Source organism: Steroidobacter sp., from assembly GCF_016790065.1.
Classification (GTDB): domain Bacteria; phylum Pseudomonadota; class Gammaproteobacteria; order Steroidobacterales; family Steroidobacteraceae; genus Steroidobacter.
In genome coordinates this window covers 1-18,181 of record NZ_JAEUPY010000502.1, presented here as the reverse complement: position 1 = coordinate 18,181, position 18,181 = coordinate 1, and the positions used below count along the sequence as shown (strand labels likewise).

The window sequence follows — 18,181 nt, the reverse complement described above, 5'->3', positions numbered from 1 at the left end:
GGACAAGTTCGCGCTGCGCTTGGTGGGTTACAAAGATGAGATCGCGGGCTACATCGACAATGTGACGCCGGCGCAGCCGGCCAGCGATTATTCCTTCTTGGTGGGGGCGCTGACGGGCGGCGCGGTGAACGTACCCAACGGCACGTTGCTGACCCCAGCCAGCGGCGCCATCAATAAGAAAGACATCAACTCCACCGACACGACTGGCGGCCGTCTGTCCGCCGCGTGGCAGGTGAACGATCGACTGCGCCTCGATCTGGTGCTCGGCACGCAGGATTCGGAGATGCAGGCTGAATCCAGTGTCAATCAAGGCGGTTACACCATCAACCGGCCCATGGACTTCTTTGTCGAAGGTCAGACGTCGGAAGACATGGACTTCGCCGGCCTGACGATTCGATACGACTGGGACAATGTGTCGCTGATTTCCTCGACCAGTCAGACCAAGCTCACGATGGCGCGCGTCAATGACGCCGCGGACTTGTTGCCGCCGACTGCTTGGTATTTCGAAGAAAGCCGTGAAGCCGAAGCTTTCACGCAGGAAGTTCGCTTGCAGTCACGAGGCCAGAGTGCGTTTCGCTGGACGGTCGGTGCGTTCTATCTGGATCGCGACAGCGACGGTCATCAACACGTCGCCGACCTTGCCTGCGGCCGAACCGCTGCGTGTTTGCCGTTGTTGTTCACGGGCGGTGCCCAGGACTTCCCGCTGGATTTGAATTTCGATCTGTTCGAAAAGCAAAAGGCCGTGTTCGTCGATACGTCGTATGAGCTCGCGCCGCGCTGGACCTTGGGTCTCGGTGCTCGCTATCTGAAAGAAGACATCGGTGTGAAGCTCAACACCATCGGCTTCCTGGCGCCGCCGCCGGGTGCGTCCAACGGCGGCGAAGACTCGGCCAGCAAATTCAATCCGGCCGCCAGCCTGACGTTCAAACCCAGCGACGATCTGACGTTGTATGTGCAGGCCGCCGAAGGTTTCCGCAGCGGTGTGGCCAACCAGACCTTGCCGCAGACTTGCCAAGCTCAGGCCGCGGCCCTGGGCTTGTCGCTGCAGGCGGTGACCGATCCGGACACGATCCGTAACTATGAGTTGGGCTTCAAGTCGCGCCTCAACGATGGCCGCGTCAATCTCAACGTGGCTTTGTATCGGATGGAGTGGAAGGACATTCCCGCCAGCGTGCAGTTCGCTTGCGCCTTCTCCAATCTGGTCAATGCCGGCGACGCCACCGGCGAGGGCGCGGAGTTCGAGCTGGTCACTCGCTTGAGCGAAGCGTGGAAGCTGAACCTGACGGCGTCGTACAACGATCTCACTTACGATGACAACGTGTTGCCGGCCATCGGTAGCTCTGGTGATCGGGTCGAAGGCTCGCCCGCCAAGAACTACAGCGCCGGCGTCGAGTATGGCTTCGATATGACTGACCGCTGGTCCGGTTGGGCTCGCGCCGATTGGGCGTATGTGGGCAGCCTTCGCTCCGAACTGAGCGGCTTGCCAATCGAGTCCTACGACACGCTGAATCTGCGCGTCGGCCTGGTGCAAGACAACTTGTCGGTCGAGCTGTTCGGCCGCAACGTCACCGACGAGCAAGGCGTCACTCGCATCGAGCCGCTGGCCTTCGGTGGCGACTATGTCCTGATCCGTCCGCGCGAAGTCGGTATCGAAGTCCGCTACCGCTACAAGTAACAGTGGCACGTCTTGCCCGGTAGGCGCCTTGTAGATTCAGGCGCATACTGGGCTCGCATGTCTGTAGACGTTCTCCTGTTGTTCCCACATCAACTGTTCGCGAGCAATAAATCGCTCGCGCGCGGCAAGCATGTGTTGCTGGTCGAAGATCCGCTGTACTTCAGCCAGTACTCGTTCCACAAACAGAAACTCATCCTGCATCGAGCCTCGATGCGTATGCACGCGGCCTTCCTGGAGAAGGCCGGCGTCGCTGTGCACTACTTGGACCTCGATCAGGCGCCGACCATGGCGGCCGTCATCGAGCGTGCGAGACAGTGGCATCCCGAGCGCGTGCACCTGATCGATCCAGTGGACGATTGGCTGGAGCGGCGCGTGCTTCGGGAGCTGAAGAAGGCCGGGCTGAAGCTTATCCGGCACGACACGCCGATGTTTTTAAACTCGGCGCTGGACATCGAGGAGTACTTCGAAGGTCGGCGCATGTTCATGGCGAGCTTCTACGCCGAACAGCGCAAGCGCCTCGACATCCTGATGAAAGACGGCCGACCGGTCGGTGGTAAGTGGAGCTTCGATACCGAGAACCGCAAGAAGTTGCCGCGAGGCTTCGAGCCCGAACCGCTATGGCAGCCTCGCGAGAACGAGTTCGTGCGTGAAGCGACCGAGTACGTGCAGGCGAAGTTTCCGAACAATCCAGGTTCGGTGACTTCGTTCAAATATCCCGTGACGTATCGAGATGCGCGTCATTGGTTGCAGGAGTTCGTCGAAACACGGCTGCCGCAGTTCGGGGCTTACCAAGATGCAATCTCGACTCAGGACTCAGCGCTGTTCCATTCGGTGCTGACACCCATGCTCAACATCGGCCTGCTGACGCCGCGAGAAGTGCTCGATGCCGCGCTGAGTGCCAACAACATTCCGATGAACTCATTGGAAGGCTTCGTGCGGCAGATCATCGGCTGGCGTGAATACGTGCGCGCTGCCTACATCCTGCAAGGACGACGACAACGAACCCGAAACTATTGGAAACACGACCGGCCGTTGCCCGCCGCGTTCTGGGAAGCGAGCACTGGCATCGATCCCATCGACACGGTAATCGGTCGTGTGCTCGAGCATGCCTACGCGCATCACATCGAGCGCTTGATGGTCCTCGGCAACTTCATGCAACTGTGCGGCTTCCGACCCGACGATGTGTATCGATGGTTCATGGAGCTGTTCATCGATGCGTATGACTGGGTGATGGTGCCGAACGTGTATGGCATGGCGTTGTACGCCGACGGCGGTCTGATCTCGACCAAGCCCTATGTGGCCGGCTCCAATTACCTGCGAAAGATGAGCGACTTCAAAGCCGGACCCTGGTGCGATACCTGGGATGGGCTGTTCTGGGCCTTCATCGACCGGCATCGGCGCTTTTTCGAGGCCAACCCGCGCATCGGGCCGCTGGTCAGCCACCTGGACCGCATGGCGCCGGAAAAGTACCAACAACACCTGGCCCGGGCGCGGGAATTCACCGAAGGGCTGGCACGGCGGGGCGGATCGGCATAAAAAAGTCGCTGGCAGCCACCCCCACTTTTCGAGTCGCAACGCTCTTATGGCGTGGGTGACCCGCTTCAGGACCGGCAGCCTTGTCGAATCTGGACAAAAAGAGCTTCGTGGCCAGCATAGCGGCGCGCTACCGGCGCCGCTTGCACCGCTTTTTGTCGGTGCGGTTACGGAACGTGCACGACGTTCCGGACCTGGCCCAGGAGGTGTTCTTACGCCTGCTGCGGGTCGAGCGGCACGACGCCATCCGCAACCCGGAAGCGTACTTGTTCACGGTGGCCAGCCATGTGATTCAACAGCATACGTTGCGTAAGTCGACTGATCCGGTGCTGGTCGACATCGTCGACGCGGTGGCCGAGCTGACCACGGAAGCCAACGAGGACTTGTCCAGCAAGGCCGACAATGTGCAACGAATCGAACAGCTGGAACAGTTGTTGGCGCAACTGCCGCCTCGGGTCGGGGCCGCGCTGGTCATGCACCGGGTCGGCGGCTACACCGTGCAGGAAATTGCCGACCAGCTCGGGGTGGCTCGCGAAACCGCCAAAAAGTATCTTGCCAGGGCCGCGCGGCATTGTAGGGACAGCCGTACTGATCAGCCCGTTCTAAAGTAGGGACACTGACGTACTTCTTATGAACACTCGAGTCTCAAGCAACGAATCCACCATCGTCGCCGAAGCGTCCACCTGGTTCATCGAATTTCGTTCGGGGGACGCCAGCGCCGAGGCGCGTGCGCGCTTCGATGAATGGCTACGCCGTTCGCCGCAACACATTCAGGCCTACCTGGAAGTTGCCTCGGCCTGGTCGGAGTTGCCCAGCGCCGATCCGAAAGGTCGTATCGATCTTGCCGCGCTGATCGCACGAGCCCGCGCCAGTACTGACGATAACGTCGTGCCGCTGTCGACGGTTAGAACGGAGCAGGCGGATCGTCGTCAGTATCGTGAAGGCCGCGGACGCAGGGCCTTCAAGATGGCCGCGGCATTCGCGACCTTGGCCATCCTGGTCGGTGTCGCATCGTGGCTGGGCTTTTATCGTGCGGTCACTTACAGCACCGGCATCGGCGAACAGCGCACGGTGCGCTTGGAAGACGGCACCACGGTCGAGTTGAATGCGCTGTCGACGGTCAAAGTGCGCTTGGCCAGCAACGTTCGCAATGTCGAGCTCACTGAAGGCCAGGCGTTGTTCCATGTCGCCAAAGATCCCAAGCGGCCTTTCATCGTGCGTTCCGATGACACCACGGTGCGCGCGGTTGGCACTCAATTCGACGTGCATCGAAAGCTCAGCGGTACGGTGGTCACGGTGTTGGAAGGCCGTGTCGCGGTCGCTGAGGTGAAGCCGATGCTGGTGGAACCGCGCATCGAAGTTGCGCCCATTTATTTGTCGGCCGGCGAGCAAGTCACGGTCACAGAAAAGCAAACACCGCACGCCAAACGCGCCGATGTCGCGACGGCCACCGCTTGGTTGCAGAAACGCTTGATCTTCGATGAGACGCCGTTGGCTGAAGTGGCCTCGGAGTTCAATCGTTACAACACTCGCCGCCTGGTGGTCTCCGATCCAGAGTTACGTGACGTTGCCATCAGCGGTGTGTACTCGACCACCGATCCCGATTCGTTGATTGGTTTCTTACGCGCTCAACCGAGCATCGCGCTGAGCGAAACCGAAACGGAAATTCATCTGGCCAGCCGCAAAGGTCCTTGACCCCCACCCCCACTTTTCGATTGCAAACACTCTACTGCTACCACAAGAGGCTGCATTGGGCGGCCATCATAAACGCCGCTGGTGGGCGCGGGAGGGTGTTCATGCGTATCGCTGTTCTATCGACGACGGTATGTTCGTTGCTCGTCAGTTTGTGTGTTGCAGGGGATGTCAGAGCTGCCATCCGCATGCCCACCAATATTCCGGCGCAGCCGCTGGGCGCAGCGCTCAAGGCACTGGCCGAGACTCGCGATCTACAAGTGTTGTATCTCTCCGAGACGGTGCGTAACGGTCACACCGCTGGCGCCACTGGAGATTTGACGGCGGATGAAGCGCTCACGCAGCTGCTTCGTGGCACCGGGTTGACGTATCGCTACGTCGACGAAAACGCCGTCACCATTTTGAACGAGCAAACCGCGCCGCCGCCCGCCAAGCCGGCGCCGGCCGTAGAAAACACTCAGTCACAAGAGGTGCGACAGAAAAGCCTGTGGCAGCGATTTCGCCTGGCTCAAGTGGCTGCAGCGCCAAACCCACAGAGTACTGCCGTAAATCCCGGCAGCGGTGCTGAGCCGACTCGCAACGGCAGCCTCGAAGAACTGATCGTCACTGCGTCGAAGCGGCCTGAAGCGCTGCGTGAGGTGGCGAACTCCGTCACTGCGTTCAACGGCGAGCAGCTGGTGGAGCAGGGGGCGAATAGCTTCCAGGATTATCTGGGCCGTGCGCCCGGTGTGATTTTCCAGGGCGCGACGCCTGGTGTGGCCAACGTCACCATTCGCGGTATCGGCACGGCCACCATCTATCCCGATCAAGGTCAGGCCACCACCGGTATTTATCTCAACGACATTCCGTTGACCGATCCTGGGTTCGCGGTGTCGGTGCCCGATCTGGATATTTTCGATGTGCAGCGAGTCGAGGTTCTGCGCGGGCCGCAAGGCACATTGTTCGGCTCGGCCACGTTGGGCGGTGCCGTCAACTACATTCTGAATCCGGTCTCGTTGACCTCGTTCGACGCAGTCACGCAGTTCGGCGCATCGCAGACCAAGTCGAGTTCGGATCTGGGGTATGCGGCGAAAGCTGCGGCGAATATTCCCATCGTGAACGATGTGTTCGGCATTCGGCTCACGGCCATCAAGCGCTCCGACGCCGGCTACTTGGACAACATTGGCACCGGTCGCAAGGACGTGAACTCACACGATGTCGAAGCGGGCCGAGTCAACGCGCTGTGGCAAATCAATCCCAATATCAGCCTGAATCTTTTCAGTTTCTATGACCGCGCCAAGAATGGCGATGCGTTCTATGCCTTCCCTGAGTTGGGCGGGTTGGTGAATCAGACGGTGGTGCCAGAGGAAGTCACCTTCACCACGCGCATCAACAACTTGAAGCTCGATGCGGATCTGGGCTTTGCCACGCTCACAGTGTCGGGCGGTATGTCTCGCAAGACGCAGGATTACGTCAGCGATCTGTCGCCGTTCTATGGGCCGGTGAACGTCTCGGAAGCGACGGCACGCACTCGTTCCAGCATTGGTGAAGTGCGGCTCACGTCGCCGGGTAACGAGCGCATCGATTGGCTGGTCGGTGCGTACTATGGCTGGTTCGATGAGTTCTATCCGTCGCCTCGGTTCGAGAACGGGGAGTATGTCAGCGACTTCAAGGTCGCGTATCGCTCCAAGGAATACGCTGCGTTCGGCGAAGTCTCGTATCGATTCAACGATCAATGGCGAGCGGCGCTCGGTGGCCGTTCCTACGATATCAACGTGCGAACCAGCATCGATCAGGGCGATCCGCGCGTCGGCTTCGATCGTACAGCAGGCGAGCAGAAAGGTACCGGCTTCAGTCCCAAGGTGTCGCTGACGTTCGAACCCAATGACTCCGTCATGACTTACGCGTTGGTGTCGAAAGGCTTCCGCATGGGTGGTGTGAATCTGGTGGCTCCTATCGCCTCATTCCCGACGCCGGCGACTTACGGCTCCGACAAGCTGATCAATTACGAGTTGGGTCTGCGTCTCACGTCGGCGGATCGCACGCTCACGTTCGACACTGCCGCGTTCTTCATCGACTGGACCAACATTCAATTGCGCCTGAGTCGTCCGGATCGATTCGCGTATGTCGCGAACGCCGGCGCTGCGCAGAGCAAAGGCGTGGAGAGCGCTGTGCAATGGCGGCCGACGCCGGGACTCAACTTGCAAGCGAGTGTCACTTATCTCGATGCCGCGCTCTCCAAGTCTCTGCCGCTGGGCAATGGCACGACGCTGCTCGACGGTTCGACCTTGCCAGGTGCGTCGAAGTGGTCGACGTCGGCATCGGTGGGCTACCAGTTCGCCACTGCGCTCAACCCGCACGTCACTCTGTCTCATCGCTTCCTGTCAGAGGCCGATAGCGCCTTCCAAGAACCGTTACCGGTGGGCGATTACCACATCGTCGATATTCGCGGCGGCTTGGAGTTCGGTCGCTTGGGCGTCACTGCCTATGTGAACAATGTCGCCGACGAGCGCGGCGTAACGGCAGCAGCCTATACCGGTGCGCTCATCACTCAGTTCTACGTGATGCCCCGGACCCTCGGTCTGCAGTTCGACTGGCACCTCTAAGAAAAGGGACACAGGAATGTTTGCATCACGACGAGGCTTTCTCGGCATGGCCGGGATGCTCGGTCTCAGCGCGCGCGCATGGTCCGCAGATAAACCCTCTGCGGCCCATGTTTCGCCCGCCAAGCCCTGGCAGTTGTATCGATCGGAGTCGTTCACGCTGAAGTGGCGCGAGCGCGAGTTCTTGATCGGCATCGCGCGCCCGCTGGACATCGAGCCGGATTTGCCGCTGATGTTGCGTGGGTACAAGCCGGTGCCGATTTATGTGACCGACGCCAACGAGAACTTTCCCATCGTGGCCGCGACCTGTCGCCAGATGCAATGGGGCGGTGAAGTGCCGCCGTGTGTGGTGGTCGGCATCGATTACCTCGATGCCGATCTGGCAATGAAAGAAGACTGGCGTCGGCGCGAGCTGACGCCGACGGCACAGCCACGCGGGCTCGCTGGCAAATCCAAATTGCCGTCGGGAATGGCGGCTGAGTTTCGCAGCTTCATCGTGGACACGGTGCGGCCCATCATCGAGCAGCGCTTCGATGTGGATCGCGAGCGCTCGATGCTGATCGGTCATTCGTTCGGCGGTTTGTTTACGCTGGACACCATGCTCAATCGGCCGGAGGCCTTTGGTAACTATCTGGCGCTCAGTCCGTCGTTGTGGTGGGACCAGGAGCTGGTGTTGCGGTCGTTCAAGGACAAGCTGGCGGCCGGCACGGTTTTCAAGAGCCGAGCGGTGGCGTTGGCGGGTGAACAGGAGGAGCGCATCTCGCCACCGGAGACGCACATGACCAGCAACACGCTGGAGTTCGGTCGCTTGGTTGCAGACAACCGCCGCAGTTTTCCGAACGGTGCGTGGGTGTCTGTGCTCCCGCGCACCACGCACCATACGATTGTCGCTTCCGGCGTAGCGCAGGGCATGCGCTATTTGATCGCGCCGGATGAGCGTCGTTCGGAAACGTTCTAACCCGCACGAGGACGACATGATCCGGAACGCAATCATCGCCAGCCTGGGGCTGGCGAGTGCGGCAGCGTTTGCTCAACAGAATGACCTCACCGAGCAGGCGAGGTCGTTTCTGGCGACGGCGGAGTCGCAGCTTTCGGCTGCAGAAGACCTGACCAACCGCGCCGATTGGGTCAGGTCCACCTACATCACTGCTGATACCGATTGGCTGCTGGAAAAGCTTTCGACCGAGCGGACTGCACTGGCAGTGTCGCTAGTCACGCAGGCGCGGCGTTTCGACGGCAAAGTCAGAGATCCGGAAGTCGCGCGCAAGCTGGCGATTCTGAAACGGCTGGTGCGAATGCCTGCCGCTGCAGGCTCGGCTGCGGCCTTGTCGGAAGTCAGTGGCAGTTTGAATACTCGCTTTGCCACTGGAAGCTTCACGATCGAAGACAAGCGATACCTGTTACAGGATGCCGAACGTGCGCTGGCTCAATCGCGTGATCCGGTGAAGAGCGCGGCGATCTGGGAAGGCTGGCGTTCGGTAGCACCACCTATGCGTGACGACTATGCGCACATGGTGTCTCTCGCGAACGCGGGTGCGCGCGAGCTGGGCTTTGCGGATGTGGGCGCGATGTGGCGTTCCGAATATGACGTGACGCCCGAAGCGTTGGCACGCGAGATCGATGCGCTCTGGAAACAAATCTCGCCGCTCTATGACGAGCTGCACTGTTACGCGCGAACCAAGTTGAATGCGCGCTATGGCGATTCCGTCCAGCCGGCATCGGGTGCGATTCGGGCCGACCTCACCGGCAATATGTGGGGACAGAACTGGACCGGCATCTGGGATGTGCTGGTGCCGACCGAGTCTGGCGCGACCTTCGATCTCGAACAGGCGTTACATGCCAACAGCTACGAACCGAAGAAGATGGTTAAAGCGGCTGAAGGATTCTTCGTTTCACTCGGCATGCGCTCATTGCCCGAGAGTTTCTGGGCTCGCTCGCAGTTCACGCGACCTGAGGGAAGAGATGTGGACTGCAATGCTTCCGCCTGGACCATCGATCAGCGCGACGATGTGCGTATCAAAATGTGTATTCGGGTGACCGCGGCCGAGTGGCCGGTGATTCATCACGAGCTGGGTCATGATTACTACCAGCTCGCGTATCAACAACAACCGTTTCTGTTTCGCGATGGCGTCAACGGCGGCTTTCATGAGGCGATTGGCGATTTCATTGCGCTGTCAGCGGTGACGCCGAGTTATTTGAAACGCATCGGGTTGGAGCCGGCGGACCTGGCGGAAAGAGATGAGACGTCTTATCTACTGCAACAGGCGCTGGCGCGGGTACCGTTGCTCGCGTTCGCCTTGGCTATGGACAAGTGGCGCTGGGGTGTCTTCGCCGGCGAGATTCAGCCGGCTGACTACAACAGTGCGTGGTGGTCATTGGTCGAGCGCTATCAGAAATTGCGGCCGCCGCGTGCGAGGCCGGCAGACGCGTTCGACATTGCGGCCAAATATCACATCACCGCCAACGTGCCGTATATGAGCTATTTCATGGCGAGCGTGTACCAATATCAGTTCCAGCGTGCGGCCTGCCGGATTGCCGGCGTCGACGGGCCGTTGCATCGCTGCTCCATTTACGGTAGCAAAGAGGTCGGCGCCAAGCTCGGCGAGATGCTGGCGAGTGGCCGCTCACGGCCCACCGGACAGACCTTGGCAATGTTTACTGGCGAGGATCGAGCCGACGCGAGTGCCATGCTCGACTATTACGCGCCTTTGTACCGTTGGTTGAAACGGCAGAATGCTGGGAAGCGCTGTACGCCATGAAATTGAGCGAACGCGATCGAGACATGTTGGCCGGCGCGGCGGGCGAGGGAACGGCCTTGGCCATGCGCATTCTGGTCGGCGCGGCCGAAGCGCTGGGGGCCGATACGCTGATCGACATCGAGTCTGCGCACATCGATGGCTGCTTGTACCACGGCGACAGCGGCACGCTATTCGCGGAGAAGTTGGTCGAGACTCAGGCGAAGGTGCGTGTACCGACGACTCTCAACGTCGGCGCGTTGGATCTTCTGCATGGCCTTCGCACACGGCTGCCAGCGGACTCTCGTGAGATGGCGCACCGAATGATGACTGCCTACATCGCGCTGGGCTGCCAGCCGACGTGGACCTGCGCGCCTTATCAAGCAGGTCATCGGCCATCGTTGGGCAGTGATGTGGCATGGGGTGAGAGCAACGCGGTGGCGTTTTGTAACTCAGTGCTCGGCGCTCGCACCAATCGCTACGGAGATTTTCTGGATATTTGCTCGGCCATCACCGGACGCGCGCCGCGAACCGGGCTGCACATTCCTGAGAATAGACGCGCGACTGTGCTCATCGATGCAAGCCAGCTGCCGCGTGAGTTTCTGGCAGATGACATCGCGCATCCCATTCTCGGTGCTTGGTTGGGAAAAACGGTTGGTGCGGCCATTGCTGCGTTCCAAGGGTTGGGTCAACCGAGCGAGGATCAGTTGAAAGCACTGGGCGCGGCGGCCGCGTCTACCGGAGCGGTTGGATTGTTTCATGTCATCGGCGTGACGCCGGAAGCGCCGACGGTTGCGACTGCTTTTGGTGAGCGCGAGCCGGTCGAGATCATCAGGCTCACCGCTGTGATGCTGACTGATGCGCGCTCGAGCCTGTCCACCGTGCAAGTGGCTGTGAACGATCCGATTCAGGCGGTCGCGATTGGCAGCCCGCATTTGTCGGCGCAGGAGCTGCGCAATCTCGCGGCCGCGCTCGGCACGCGACATTGTCAGGTCCCGCTGTATGCCTGCACCAGCAGAAGCTCACTGTCTGCCGTGACGCCGGACGGTATCGCTCAGCGCTTGTTGGATAGTGGTGTGGTGTTGATCGCTGACACGTGCATCGTCGTGACACCCATCCTGCCCGAGAAGGCCGGCATCCTGGTCACCAACTCGGGCAAGTTCGCGCACTACGCGCCAGGCAATACCGGCTATGACGTCGTCTTCGCCAGCCTGCAGGACTGTGTGGACAGTGCCGTCTCAGGCCGACTGTCACTGCGCGAGGCGTCATGAAACTCGACGTAGTGATACCGGCGGCGCCTGCTCGAGTCGTCACCGGACGCGCCTTGCATTTGATAGAACCGATCAGCTTCTGGGGCGGCGTGTCTGCCGTCGATGGCACGCTGATCGATCCGCGTTGTAGTCAGCGCGGTGTATCGATATCGGGCCGAGTTTTGTTGATTCGAGAGCTGAAAGGATCGTCTTCGGGCAGTTCCGTGTTGCTCGAGCTGGTGTATCGAGGCCTCGCGCCGAGTGCCATCGTGTTGTCCGAACCCGATGCCATCCTCAGCCTGGGTGCGCTGGTGGCGCGAGAAATGAATTGGGCCACGCCGGGGATTTTTCGTTTGCCGGTTGCACTACAACTAGCCATTCCGCAAGATCGGCCCCTGTCGATCGAGCCGAATGGTCAAATAACAGGTCTGGTCCAGCATGGGCCATAACGAGGGCTCTAATGCTTACGCTCGCCAGCTACCTACTCATAAGCGCGCTCGTAGTCACCACCATCTGGTTCGTGTGGCAATGGTGGCGCATCGAACGGGCTCGGCGCGAAGGGACGGCTCGCGTGCCGCGGCCGGCGGATGGCGCCATCGGCTTCGTTACCAACTTCTTCGATACGCTGGGGATTGGCTCGTTCGCGCCCACCACCGCCATTTTCAAAATCTTCGGCCGGATGCCGGATGAGAAAATTCCAGGCACCTTGAACGTCGGGCACGCCTTGCCGACGTTGTTGATGGCGGTGATTTTCATCGGCCTGGTGCAAGTCGAACCAGTGACGCTGGTGGGCATGATCGTGGCTGCGGTGGCCGGTGCCTGGATGGGAGCCGGAGTCATCGCACGGTTGCCGCGACGAGCGATTCAGATCGGCATGGGCATCGCGCTGCTGATCGCGTCACTGCTGTTCGTGGCGAACAATTTGCAATGGTTGCCGGGTGGCGGCGACGCGCTGGGGCTCAGTGGCATACCGCTGGTTGGCGCGATCGCCATAAACTTTGTGCTTGGCGCGCTCATGACACTGGGGGTGGGTTTGTACGCGCCCTGTCTGATGCTGGTGAGTCTGCTGGGCATGAATCCGCTGGCGGCCTTTCCCATCATGATGGGCTCGTGCGCGTTCTTGATGCCCATCGGTGGCATTCGCTTCGTTCGTACCGAGCGCTATGACTTGCGCGCCTCGCTGGGACTGGCCATCGGCGGCATTCCTGGCGTGTTGATTGCCGCTTTCATCGTGAAGTCTTTGCCTATCGATTGGCTGCGCTGGCTGGTGGCGGTAGTGGTGGCCTACACGGCGTTGCTCATGTTGTGGTCGGTGCGGCCAAGAGTCGTCGTGGCCCAGGGAAATGCGTGATGAAGTTTTCCAGGCGTGGCTTCGTCGGGGCAGCGTTGGCGAGCGGTGTCGTCGCCGCGCATGCTGACGCTAGCGGCGCTGCTGCGTCGGCCAAGACCTCGGGCCTGAAGTCGATCACCGGCGCCGCCCAACCCATTACCGCCCAAGAGCACGCGGCTCGAATCGCCAAGCTGCAAGGTCTGATGCAGCGGCAGAAAGTGGCGGCGATGTTGCTCGACGCTGGTTCGACCCTCCAATACTTTACCGGCGTCCAGTGGTGGCGCTCCGAGCGGACCACGGCCGCGCTGATTCTGCCGACCGGCAAGGCCGTGCTGGTCACGCCGTTCTTCGAAGCGCCGTCGATCGCCGAGACGCTGATGATCGACGCGGATGTGCGGCCCTGGAAGGAGGATGAAAGCCCGTTCGAGCTGCTGGCCGGTGCGTTACGTGACCAGGGGGCAGGCTCGATCGCGGTGGAAGACACCACGCGCTTCTTCATCGTCGACAGAGTGTTGAAGGCAGCCAAGAACTCTCGCACCGTCGTTCCTGGCGAAGACTTGGTGCGTGCCTGTCGCGAGATCAAGTCGTCAGCCGAGCTGGCACTGATGCAGGTGGCGAACAACGTGACCATCGCAGCGTTGCGCCATGTGCATGGGAAGATCACGGCCGGCATGAGCGCCGACGACATCATGAACTTGATGATTTCAGCCACCGAAGCGCTGGGCGGTCACCACGAGTTTTCCTCGGTGCTGCTCAACGAAGCGAGCGCATTCCCGCACGGTTCGAACAAGCCGCAAGCGGTGCGCGAGGGCTCGGTGGTTCTGATCGACACTGGCTGCACGGTGCACGGCTATCAATCCGATATCACTCGCAGCTGGGTGTTCGGCAAGCCGTCAGCGCGTCAGCGTAAGGTGTGGGACACGGTCAAGCGCGGTCAGGAACTCGCACTGGAAACAGCCAAGCTGGGCGTTCCATGTAGCGCGATCGATAAAGCGGTGCGCGCGTTCTATGAGCAGAAGGGTTGGCAGAAGAATTACGGCCTGCCTGGCCTGTCGCATCGAACCGGCCATGGCATCGGCCTGGATGGTCACGAGTCGCCGTACTTGGTTCGTAACGATGCCACGCCGCTGGCCGTCGGCATGTGTTTTTCGGACGAGCCCGGAATTTATATTCCGGGCGAGTTCGGTATTCGGCTGGAAGATTGCTGGCACCTGACCGAGGCCGGTCCGAAGTTGTTCACACCGCTCGCCAAATCGCTCGACGAGCCGGTGTGAACCAGGGCCGCGTTACTGCTGATGCCGGAGCACCTGGCCGGCGAGCACGCCAGTGGCCTTGCCGTCGTCGATGCTCAGCTTGCCGTTGATCAACAAGTAGTCGACGCCCGTGGAGAACTGCATGGGCTTCTCAAAGGTCGACTGATCCTGAATGCGCTGCGGGTCGAACACCACTAGATCGGCGGCCATGCCCGGCGCGATCCGGCCGCGGTCGGTCAAGCCCATCCGATTCGCGACCATCGAGGTCATGCGACGAGTGGCTTCTTCCATGGTCAGGATGTGTTCGTCACGAACATATTTCGCCAGCACGCGAGGGAACGCACCGAGCGCGCGCGGGTGAGTGCTCTTGGCAGTGGCGATGTTGACCGGCGGTGTGTCGGTTTCGATCATCACCCAAGGCGCGCGTAACGCGGCGTGCTTCTGCGCTTCGTCCATGCTCTCGGGAGCGGTGTTGACCTGGGCCATGGCCAGTTCGAAGAACACTTCCCACACATCGCGATTCTCTTTCTTGGCCACGTCGGCCACCGACAAGCCGGCGACATCGCGCGGATAGCGGCCCGAATCGGTCAACAGCACCTTGCTCCAATCGGCGCCGACGTGCTGGTACCAGTTCTCCCAAGTGGTGTTGGGGTTTTCCAGCTCGGCGCGCAGCTCGCGACGCTTGGCGGCCTTGGCCACTTGCTTCTTCGCGGCGTCGAAGCCGTTGACGTACAGCGACGGCGGCAGGAACGACTCCAGGCCGATGCCGTTGCGGATGTAAGGATAGATATCGGAAGTCACATCCAGGCCACGAGTACGTGCCGCGTCGATGCGGGTGATGGCCTGATTCATTAGCGGCCACTGGCGCTTGCCTGCTGCCTTCAAGTGGTAGATGTGGACCGGTAGCCCGCCCAGCTCGCCGATTTGAATGCTCTCATCGATGGCGGCGAGCAAGCCGACGCTCTCGTTGCGCATGTGGGTGGAGTAGAAGCCGCCGTGGCTGGCAGCCACTTTGGCCAGTTCGACGATTTCTTGCGTGGTGGCGTAGGCGCCGGGTGGATAGATGAGCGCGGTCGAGAGGCCGAACGCACCGTCATCCATGGCTTCGGCGACCACTCGCTTCATTTCCTGCATCTCGGCGGCGGTCGGGGCGCGATCTTCCTCGCCCATCACCACCAACCGCACCTGACCGGCGCCGACGTTGTGGGCCACGTTGATGGGCACGCCGTGCGATTCCAGGATCTGGAAGTACTCTTTGTAAGTGCGCCAGCGCACCGGCTTGCCGTTGACCATCTCCGGCTTGCGCTGAGTGCGCTCGTTCTGAGGGGCGTGCGAGCCGCCTTCGCCGCTCACATGAGTGGTCACGCCTTGATACAGACGCGAGCGCGCCGAGTCCGGGTCGGTGAGATAGACGAACGTGTCTTGGCCCATCAGATCGATGAAGCCCGGTGCCACCACGCGGTCGGCGGCATCGATGGTGCGTTTGCTCGGTGTTTTTACCGAACCGGGCGCCACTGAGACGATGCGCCCATCGCGAATGCCCACACTGCCGCGATACCAGGGATTGCCGCCGCCATCGACGATGCGTGCGTTGACGATGAGCACATCCAGTGGCTGCTCCGCCGACCTCGCCGGCGCGGTAGCAAAGAGCGTGGTGGCGAGCAGCGAGCAGAACAGCAGTGTTTTTCGCATGGTGTGTGTTGTCCTCGGTGACCGCTAAATATAACGAATCAGGGGGACGATTCCTGCAAATTGTCATTCCAGCCGCACGATGACTTTGCCGCGGGCATGCCAGCTCGCTAGATATTCGATGGCGGCAGGCACTTCGTTCAACGCGAACTCGCGGTCGATCACCGCTGTCATCCGGCCCTCGTGCGCCAGATTCGCGAGCCAGTTCAGATCGTTCTGGTTCAAGTCGGCGACGAAGAACACGAACTTTTCATCGACCAACCACGACAGCACCAGGCCGCGAATGACGCCCCAGAACATGCCGATCCAAGGGCCGTCCTTGGGCGCGCCGACGATGACAACGGTGCCATGAGGTTCGAGCGCACGGCGCAGCGCCAGCGGCGAATGATTGCCGACGTTGTCGACGATCAAATCGTAGCGTTCGTTGCTTTGGGTAAAATCTTTCTTCTTGTAGTCGACCACCTGATCGGCGCCGAGCGACTGGACCAACTCGACGTTCTTGGTGCTACAGACACCGGTTACTTGCGCGCCGAGGGCCTTCGCGATTTGAACCGCGAACGTGCCGACGCCGCCCGAGGCGCCGTTGATCAACACCTTTTGTCCCTTTTGCAACTTTCCTTGGTCGCGCAAAGCTTGTAGCGCAGTCACTGCCGCGACCGGAATGGCGGCGGCTTGCTCGAACGACAAGTTGGCAGGCTTGTGGGCGACGGCGCGTTGTTCGCGCACGACCAGGTATTCGGCGAAGGCACCATTGCGGCCGCCGAAGACTGCGTCGCCCGGCTTGAAGCGAGTGACCTGGTTGCCCACGGCTGCAACTGTACCGGCGAAGTCGACGCCGGTGTTCGAATCGGTAGGCGTACCCAATCCGTTGGAGAGCCGCATGAGGTAGGGCCGGCCGGCCACACTGTGCCAATCGAGCGGATTGACTGCAGCCGCCTGCACGCGCACCAAAACTTCATCGTCGGCGGGCGAGGGCTTGGTAACGTCCGCGAGCGCGAGCGTTTCGGGTGAGCCATAACAACGCTGTTGGATGGCCTTCATGGTGGGCTGCCCAGTTTGAGCAATCGACGTTGGCGCAGGGCAGTCGGCGTCGTAGCTCAAAGCAATGGCCAGCGAGACGACGGTCAGGGCCAGCACACCGGCCAGGCCCAGCAGCAGGCGTTTGTTCGCAGTCATGGGGTTCTCCCTGTCGAGATCGAACGGTCGAATAGGTCGGTGGACTGGGGGCGGGCGGACTATGAAAGTCCGCCGCTGCGAACACGAGCCGCATGCGACGGAGGGGGCCGGCGGCGGGCCGAGCCACGATTCAAGCGGATGAATGGCGGCAGACCGGCCTTTTCAGCGTGCAAAGCCGCAGGCGCCCGCCTGGATAACGATCTATAGTTATTCGCATGTCTTCCGCGATCAGCCATCGACAGCTGGTACAACCTCGGCCGCGAGGCGTGGCGCTCGCGTTCGGCTGGCGACGATTGTTAGTTGCGCTCGGCTTGTCGGTGCTGTTCGGCGCGGTCAACGGTTTGCCGTCGAGTGCGCCACCCATGCTCGTTAGCATCGGTCATGCGTTGGTCGTCGGCTTGGTCGCTGTGCTCGCCTTCGGACTGTTCGAACAGCGTCCGCTGCGATTGCCTGCTTGGTTGACGCGTTGGGCATTGCAAGTCGCGGGTGTGGTCATCGCCATTCCGGCCGGCGTGTTGTTCGCTCACTTCGCGCATATGGCCATCGACATCCATTCGGCGCACCAGGACTCACAGATGAGAGGACTCATCGTGTTGCTGGTGGAGGGCTTGTTGTTCGGGCCGTGGATTGCGCTGGGCACAATGCTTCGGCAGCGGGACGTCTTCGCGCGCGATCAGGCGCTCGCGTTTGAACTAGAGCGCAGCGAGTTGGAACGCAACGCGTTGGATGCTCGCTTGCGTTTGTTACAGGCGCAGGTGAAGCCGCATTTCTTGTTCAACACGCTGGCCAACGTGCAGGCACTGGTGAATGCCGGTTCGCCGCAAGCATCCAAGGTGCTGACGAATCTGATTGCTTACTTGCGCGCCGCTGTGCCGCGAATGAATTCGCCAGATACGACGTTGGATCAGGAGTTGGAGCTGGCGCGTGCGTACATCGAGCTGATGCAGATGCGCATGCCGGATCGATTGCAGTTTGCTTTGCGCATCGATCCGGCGGCAACCAAGCTGCACTGTCCGCCCATGACGCTGCTCACGTTGGTTGAGAACGCCGTCCAGCATGGCATCGACCCGAGCGAAACGGGCGGGCGTATCGATGTCGACGTGTCGATGCGCGATGGTCGATGTTGGGTTCGCGTCGCTGATACCGGCGTTGGTTTGAATGCACAGAACAGTGGGCTCGGCACTGGGCTTTCCACGCTGCGTGAGCGAATGCAGCTGGCTTTCGGTGGCGATGCTCAGTTGAGTTTGACGGAGATCGAGCCGCATG

14 protein-coding genes are annotated in these 18,181 nt (G+C 60.9%); 12 read left to right on the top strand and 2 right to left on the bottom strand.

The features are described 5' to 3' along the window. From JNL55_RS20905 to JNL55_RS20855, 11 genes are all read left to right on the top strand, one after another. A partial coding sequence (locus JNL55_RS20905) for a TonB-dependent receptor (protein ID WP_293858305.1) occupies positions 1–1,675 on the top strand: 1,675 nt, incomplete at its 5' end. 57 nt (positions 1,676–1,732) lie between these two features. Next, positions 1,733–3,211, top strand: coding sequence for a cryptochrome/photolyase family protein (locus tag JNL55_RS20900; protein WP_293858302.1), 1,479 nt, complete (start codon positions 1,733–1,735; stop codon positions 3,209–3,211). Between the two features lie 80 nt (positions 3,212–3,291). Continuing rightward, positions 3,292–3,819 (top strand): RNA polymerase sigma factor, encoded by a 528-nt coding sequence (locus tag JNL55_RS20895; protein WP_293858299.1) that lies wholly within the window; start codon positions 3,292–3,294, stop codon positions 3,817–3,819. 19 nt (positions 3,820–3,838) lie between these two features. Then, positions 3,839–4,903 carry a FecR family protein gene (locus JNL55_RS20890; RefSeq protein WP_293858296.1) on the top strand — a complete coding sequence of 355 codons (1,065 nt, stop codon included), beginning with the start codon at positions 3,839–3,841 and terminating at the stop codon, positions 4,901–4,903. A gap of 101 nt (positions 4,904–5,004) precedes the next feature. Then, a complete protein-coding gene (locus JNL55_RS20885) occupies positions 5,005–7,485 on the top strand; it encodes a TonB-dependent receptor domain-containing protein (protein ID WP_293858293.1) in 2,481 nt (826 codons plus the stop codon). Between the two features lie 16 nt (positions 7,486–7,501). Continuing rightward, the gene (locus JNL55_RS20880) at positions 7,502–8,440 is read left to right on the top strand and encodes an alpha/beta hydrolase (RefSeq protein WP_293858290.1); all 939 of its coding nucleotides are present in this window, start codon (positions 7,502–7,504) and stop codon (positions 8,438–8,440) included. A 16-nt stretch (positions 8,441–8,456) separates the two neighbouring features. Further along, positions 8,457–10,241, top strand: a complete 1,785-nt coding sequence (locus JNL55_RS20875) for a M2 family metallopeptidase (RefSeq protein ID WP_293858288.1) — start codon at positions 8,457–8,459, stop codon at positions 10,239–10,241. Beyond that, the gene (locus JNL55_RS20870; protein WP_293858285.1) at positions 10,238–11,488 is read left to right on the top strand and encodes an aconitase X catalytic domain-containing protein; all 1,251 of its coding nucleotides are present in this window, start codon (positions 10,238–10,240) and stop codon (positions 11,486–11,488) included. Before JNL55_RS20875 ends, JNL55_RS20870 begins: the two co-directional genes overlap by 4 nt. Then, complete coding sequence (locus tag JNL55_RS20865; protein ID WP_293858282.1) at positions 11,485–11,916, top strand: aconitase X swivel domain-containing protein; 432 nt, start codon at positions 11,485–11,487, stop codon at positions 11,914–11,916. Before JNL55_RS20870 ends, JNL55_RS20865 begins: the two co-directional genes overlap by 4 nt. A gap of 11 nt (positions 11,917–11,927) precedes the next feature. Further along, positions 11,928–12,818, top strand: a complete 891-nt coding sequence (locus tag JNL55_RS20860) for a sulfite exporter TauE/SafE family protein (protein ID WP_293858279.1) — start codon at positions 11,928–11,930, stop codon at positions 12,816–12,818. After that, positions 12,818–14,071 carry a M24 family metallopeptidase gene (locus tag JNL55_RS20855; protein WP_293858276.1) on the top strand — a complete coding sequence of 418 codons (1,254 nt, stop codon included), beginning with the start codon at positions 12,818–12,820 and terminating at the stop codon, positions 14,069–14,071. The genes JNL55_RS20860 and JNL55_RS20855 overlap by 1 nt, the downstream gene beginning before the upstream one ends. Before the next feature lie 12 nt (positions 14,072–14,083). On the opposite strand, the gene JNL55_RS20850 is transcribed toward JNL55_RS20855, so the two are convergent. Further along, a complete protein-coding gene (locus tag JNL55_RS20850) occupies positions 14,084–15,742 on the bottom strand; it encodes an N-acyl-D-amino-acid deacylase family protein (RefSeq protein WP_293858273.1) in 1,659 nt (552 codons plus the stop codon). A gap of 63 nt (positions 15,743–15,805) precedes the next feature. Next, positions 15,806–16,780: an NAD(P)-dependent alcohol dehydrogenase gene (locus tag JNL55_RS20845; RefSeq protein WP_415923128.1), complete on the bottom strand. Its 975-nt coding sequence runs from the start codon at positions 16,778–16,780 to the stop codon at positions 15,806–15,808. A 350-nt stretch (positions 16,781–17,130) separates the two neighbouring features. On the opposite strand from JNL55_RS20845, the gene JNL55_RS20840 reads away from it, so the two are divergent. Further along, the coding region (locus JNL55_RS20840) for a sensor histidine kinase (RefSeq protein WP_293858267.1) at positions 17,131–18,181 on the top strand (1,051 nt) is incomplete at its 3' end.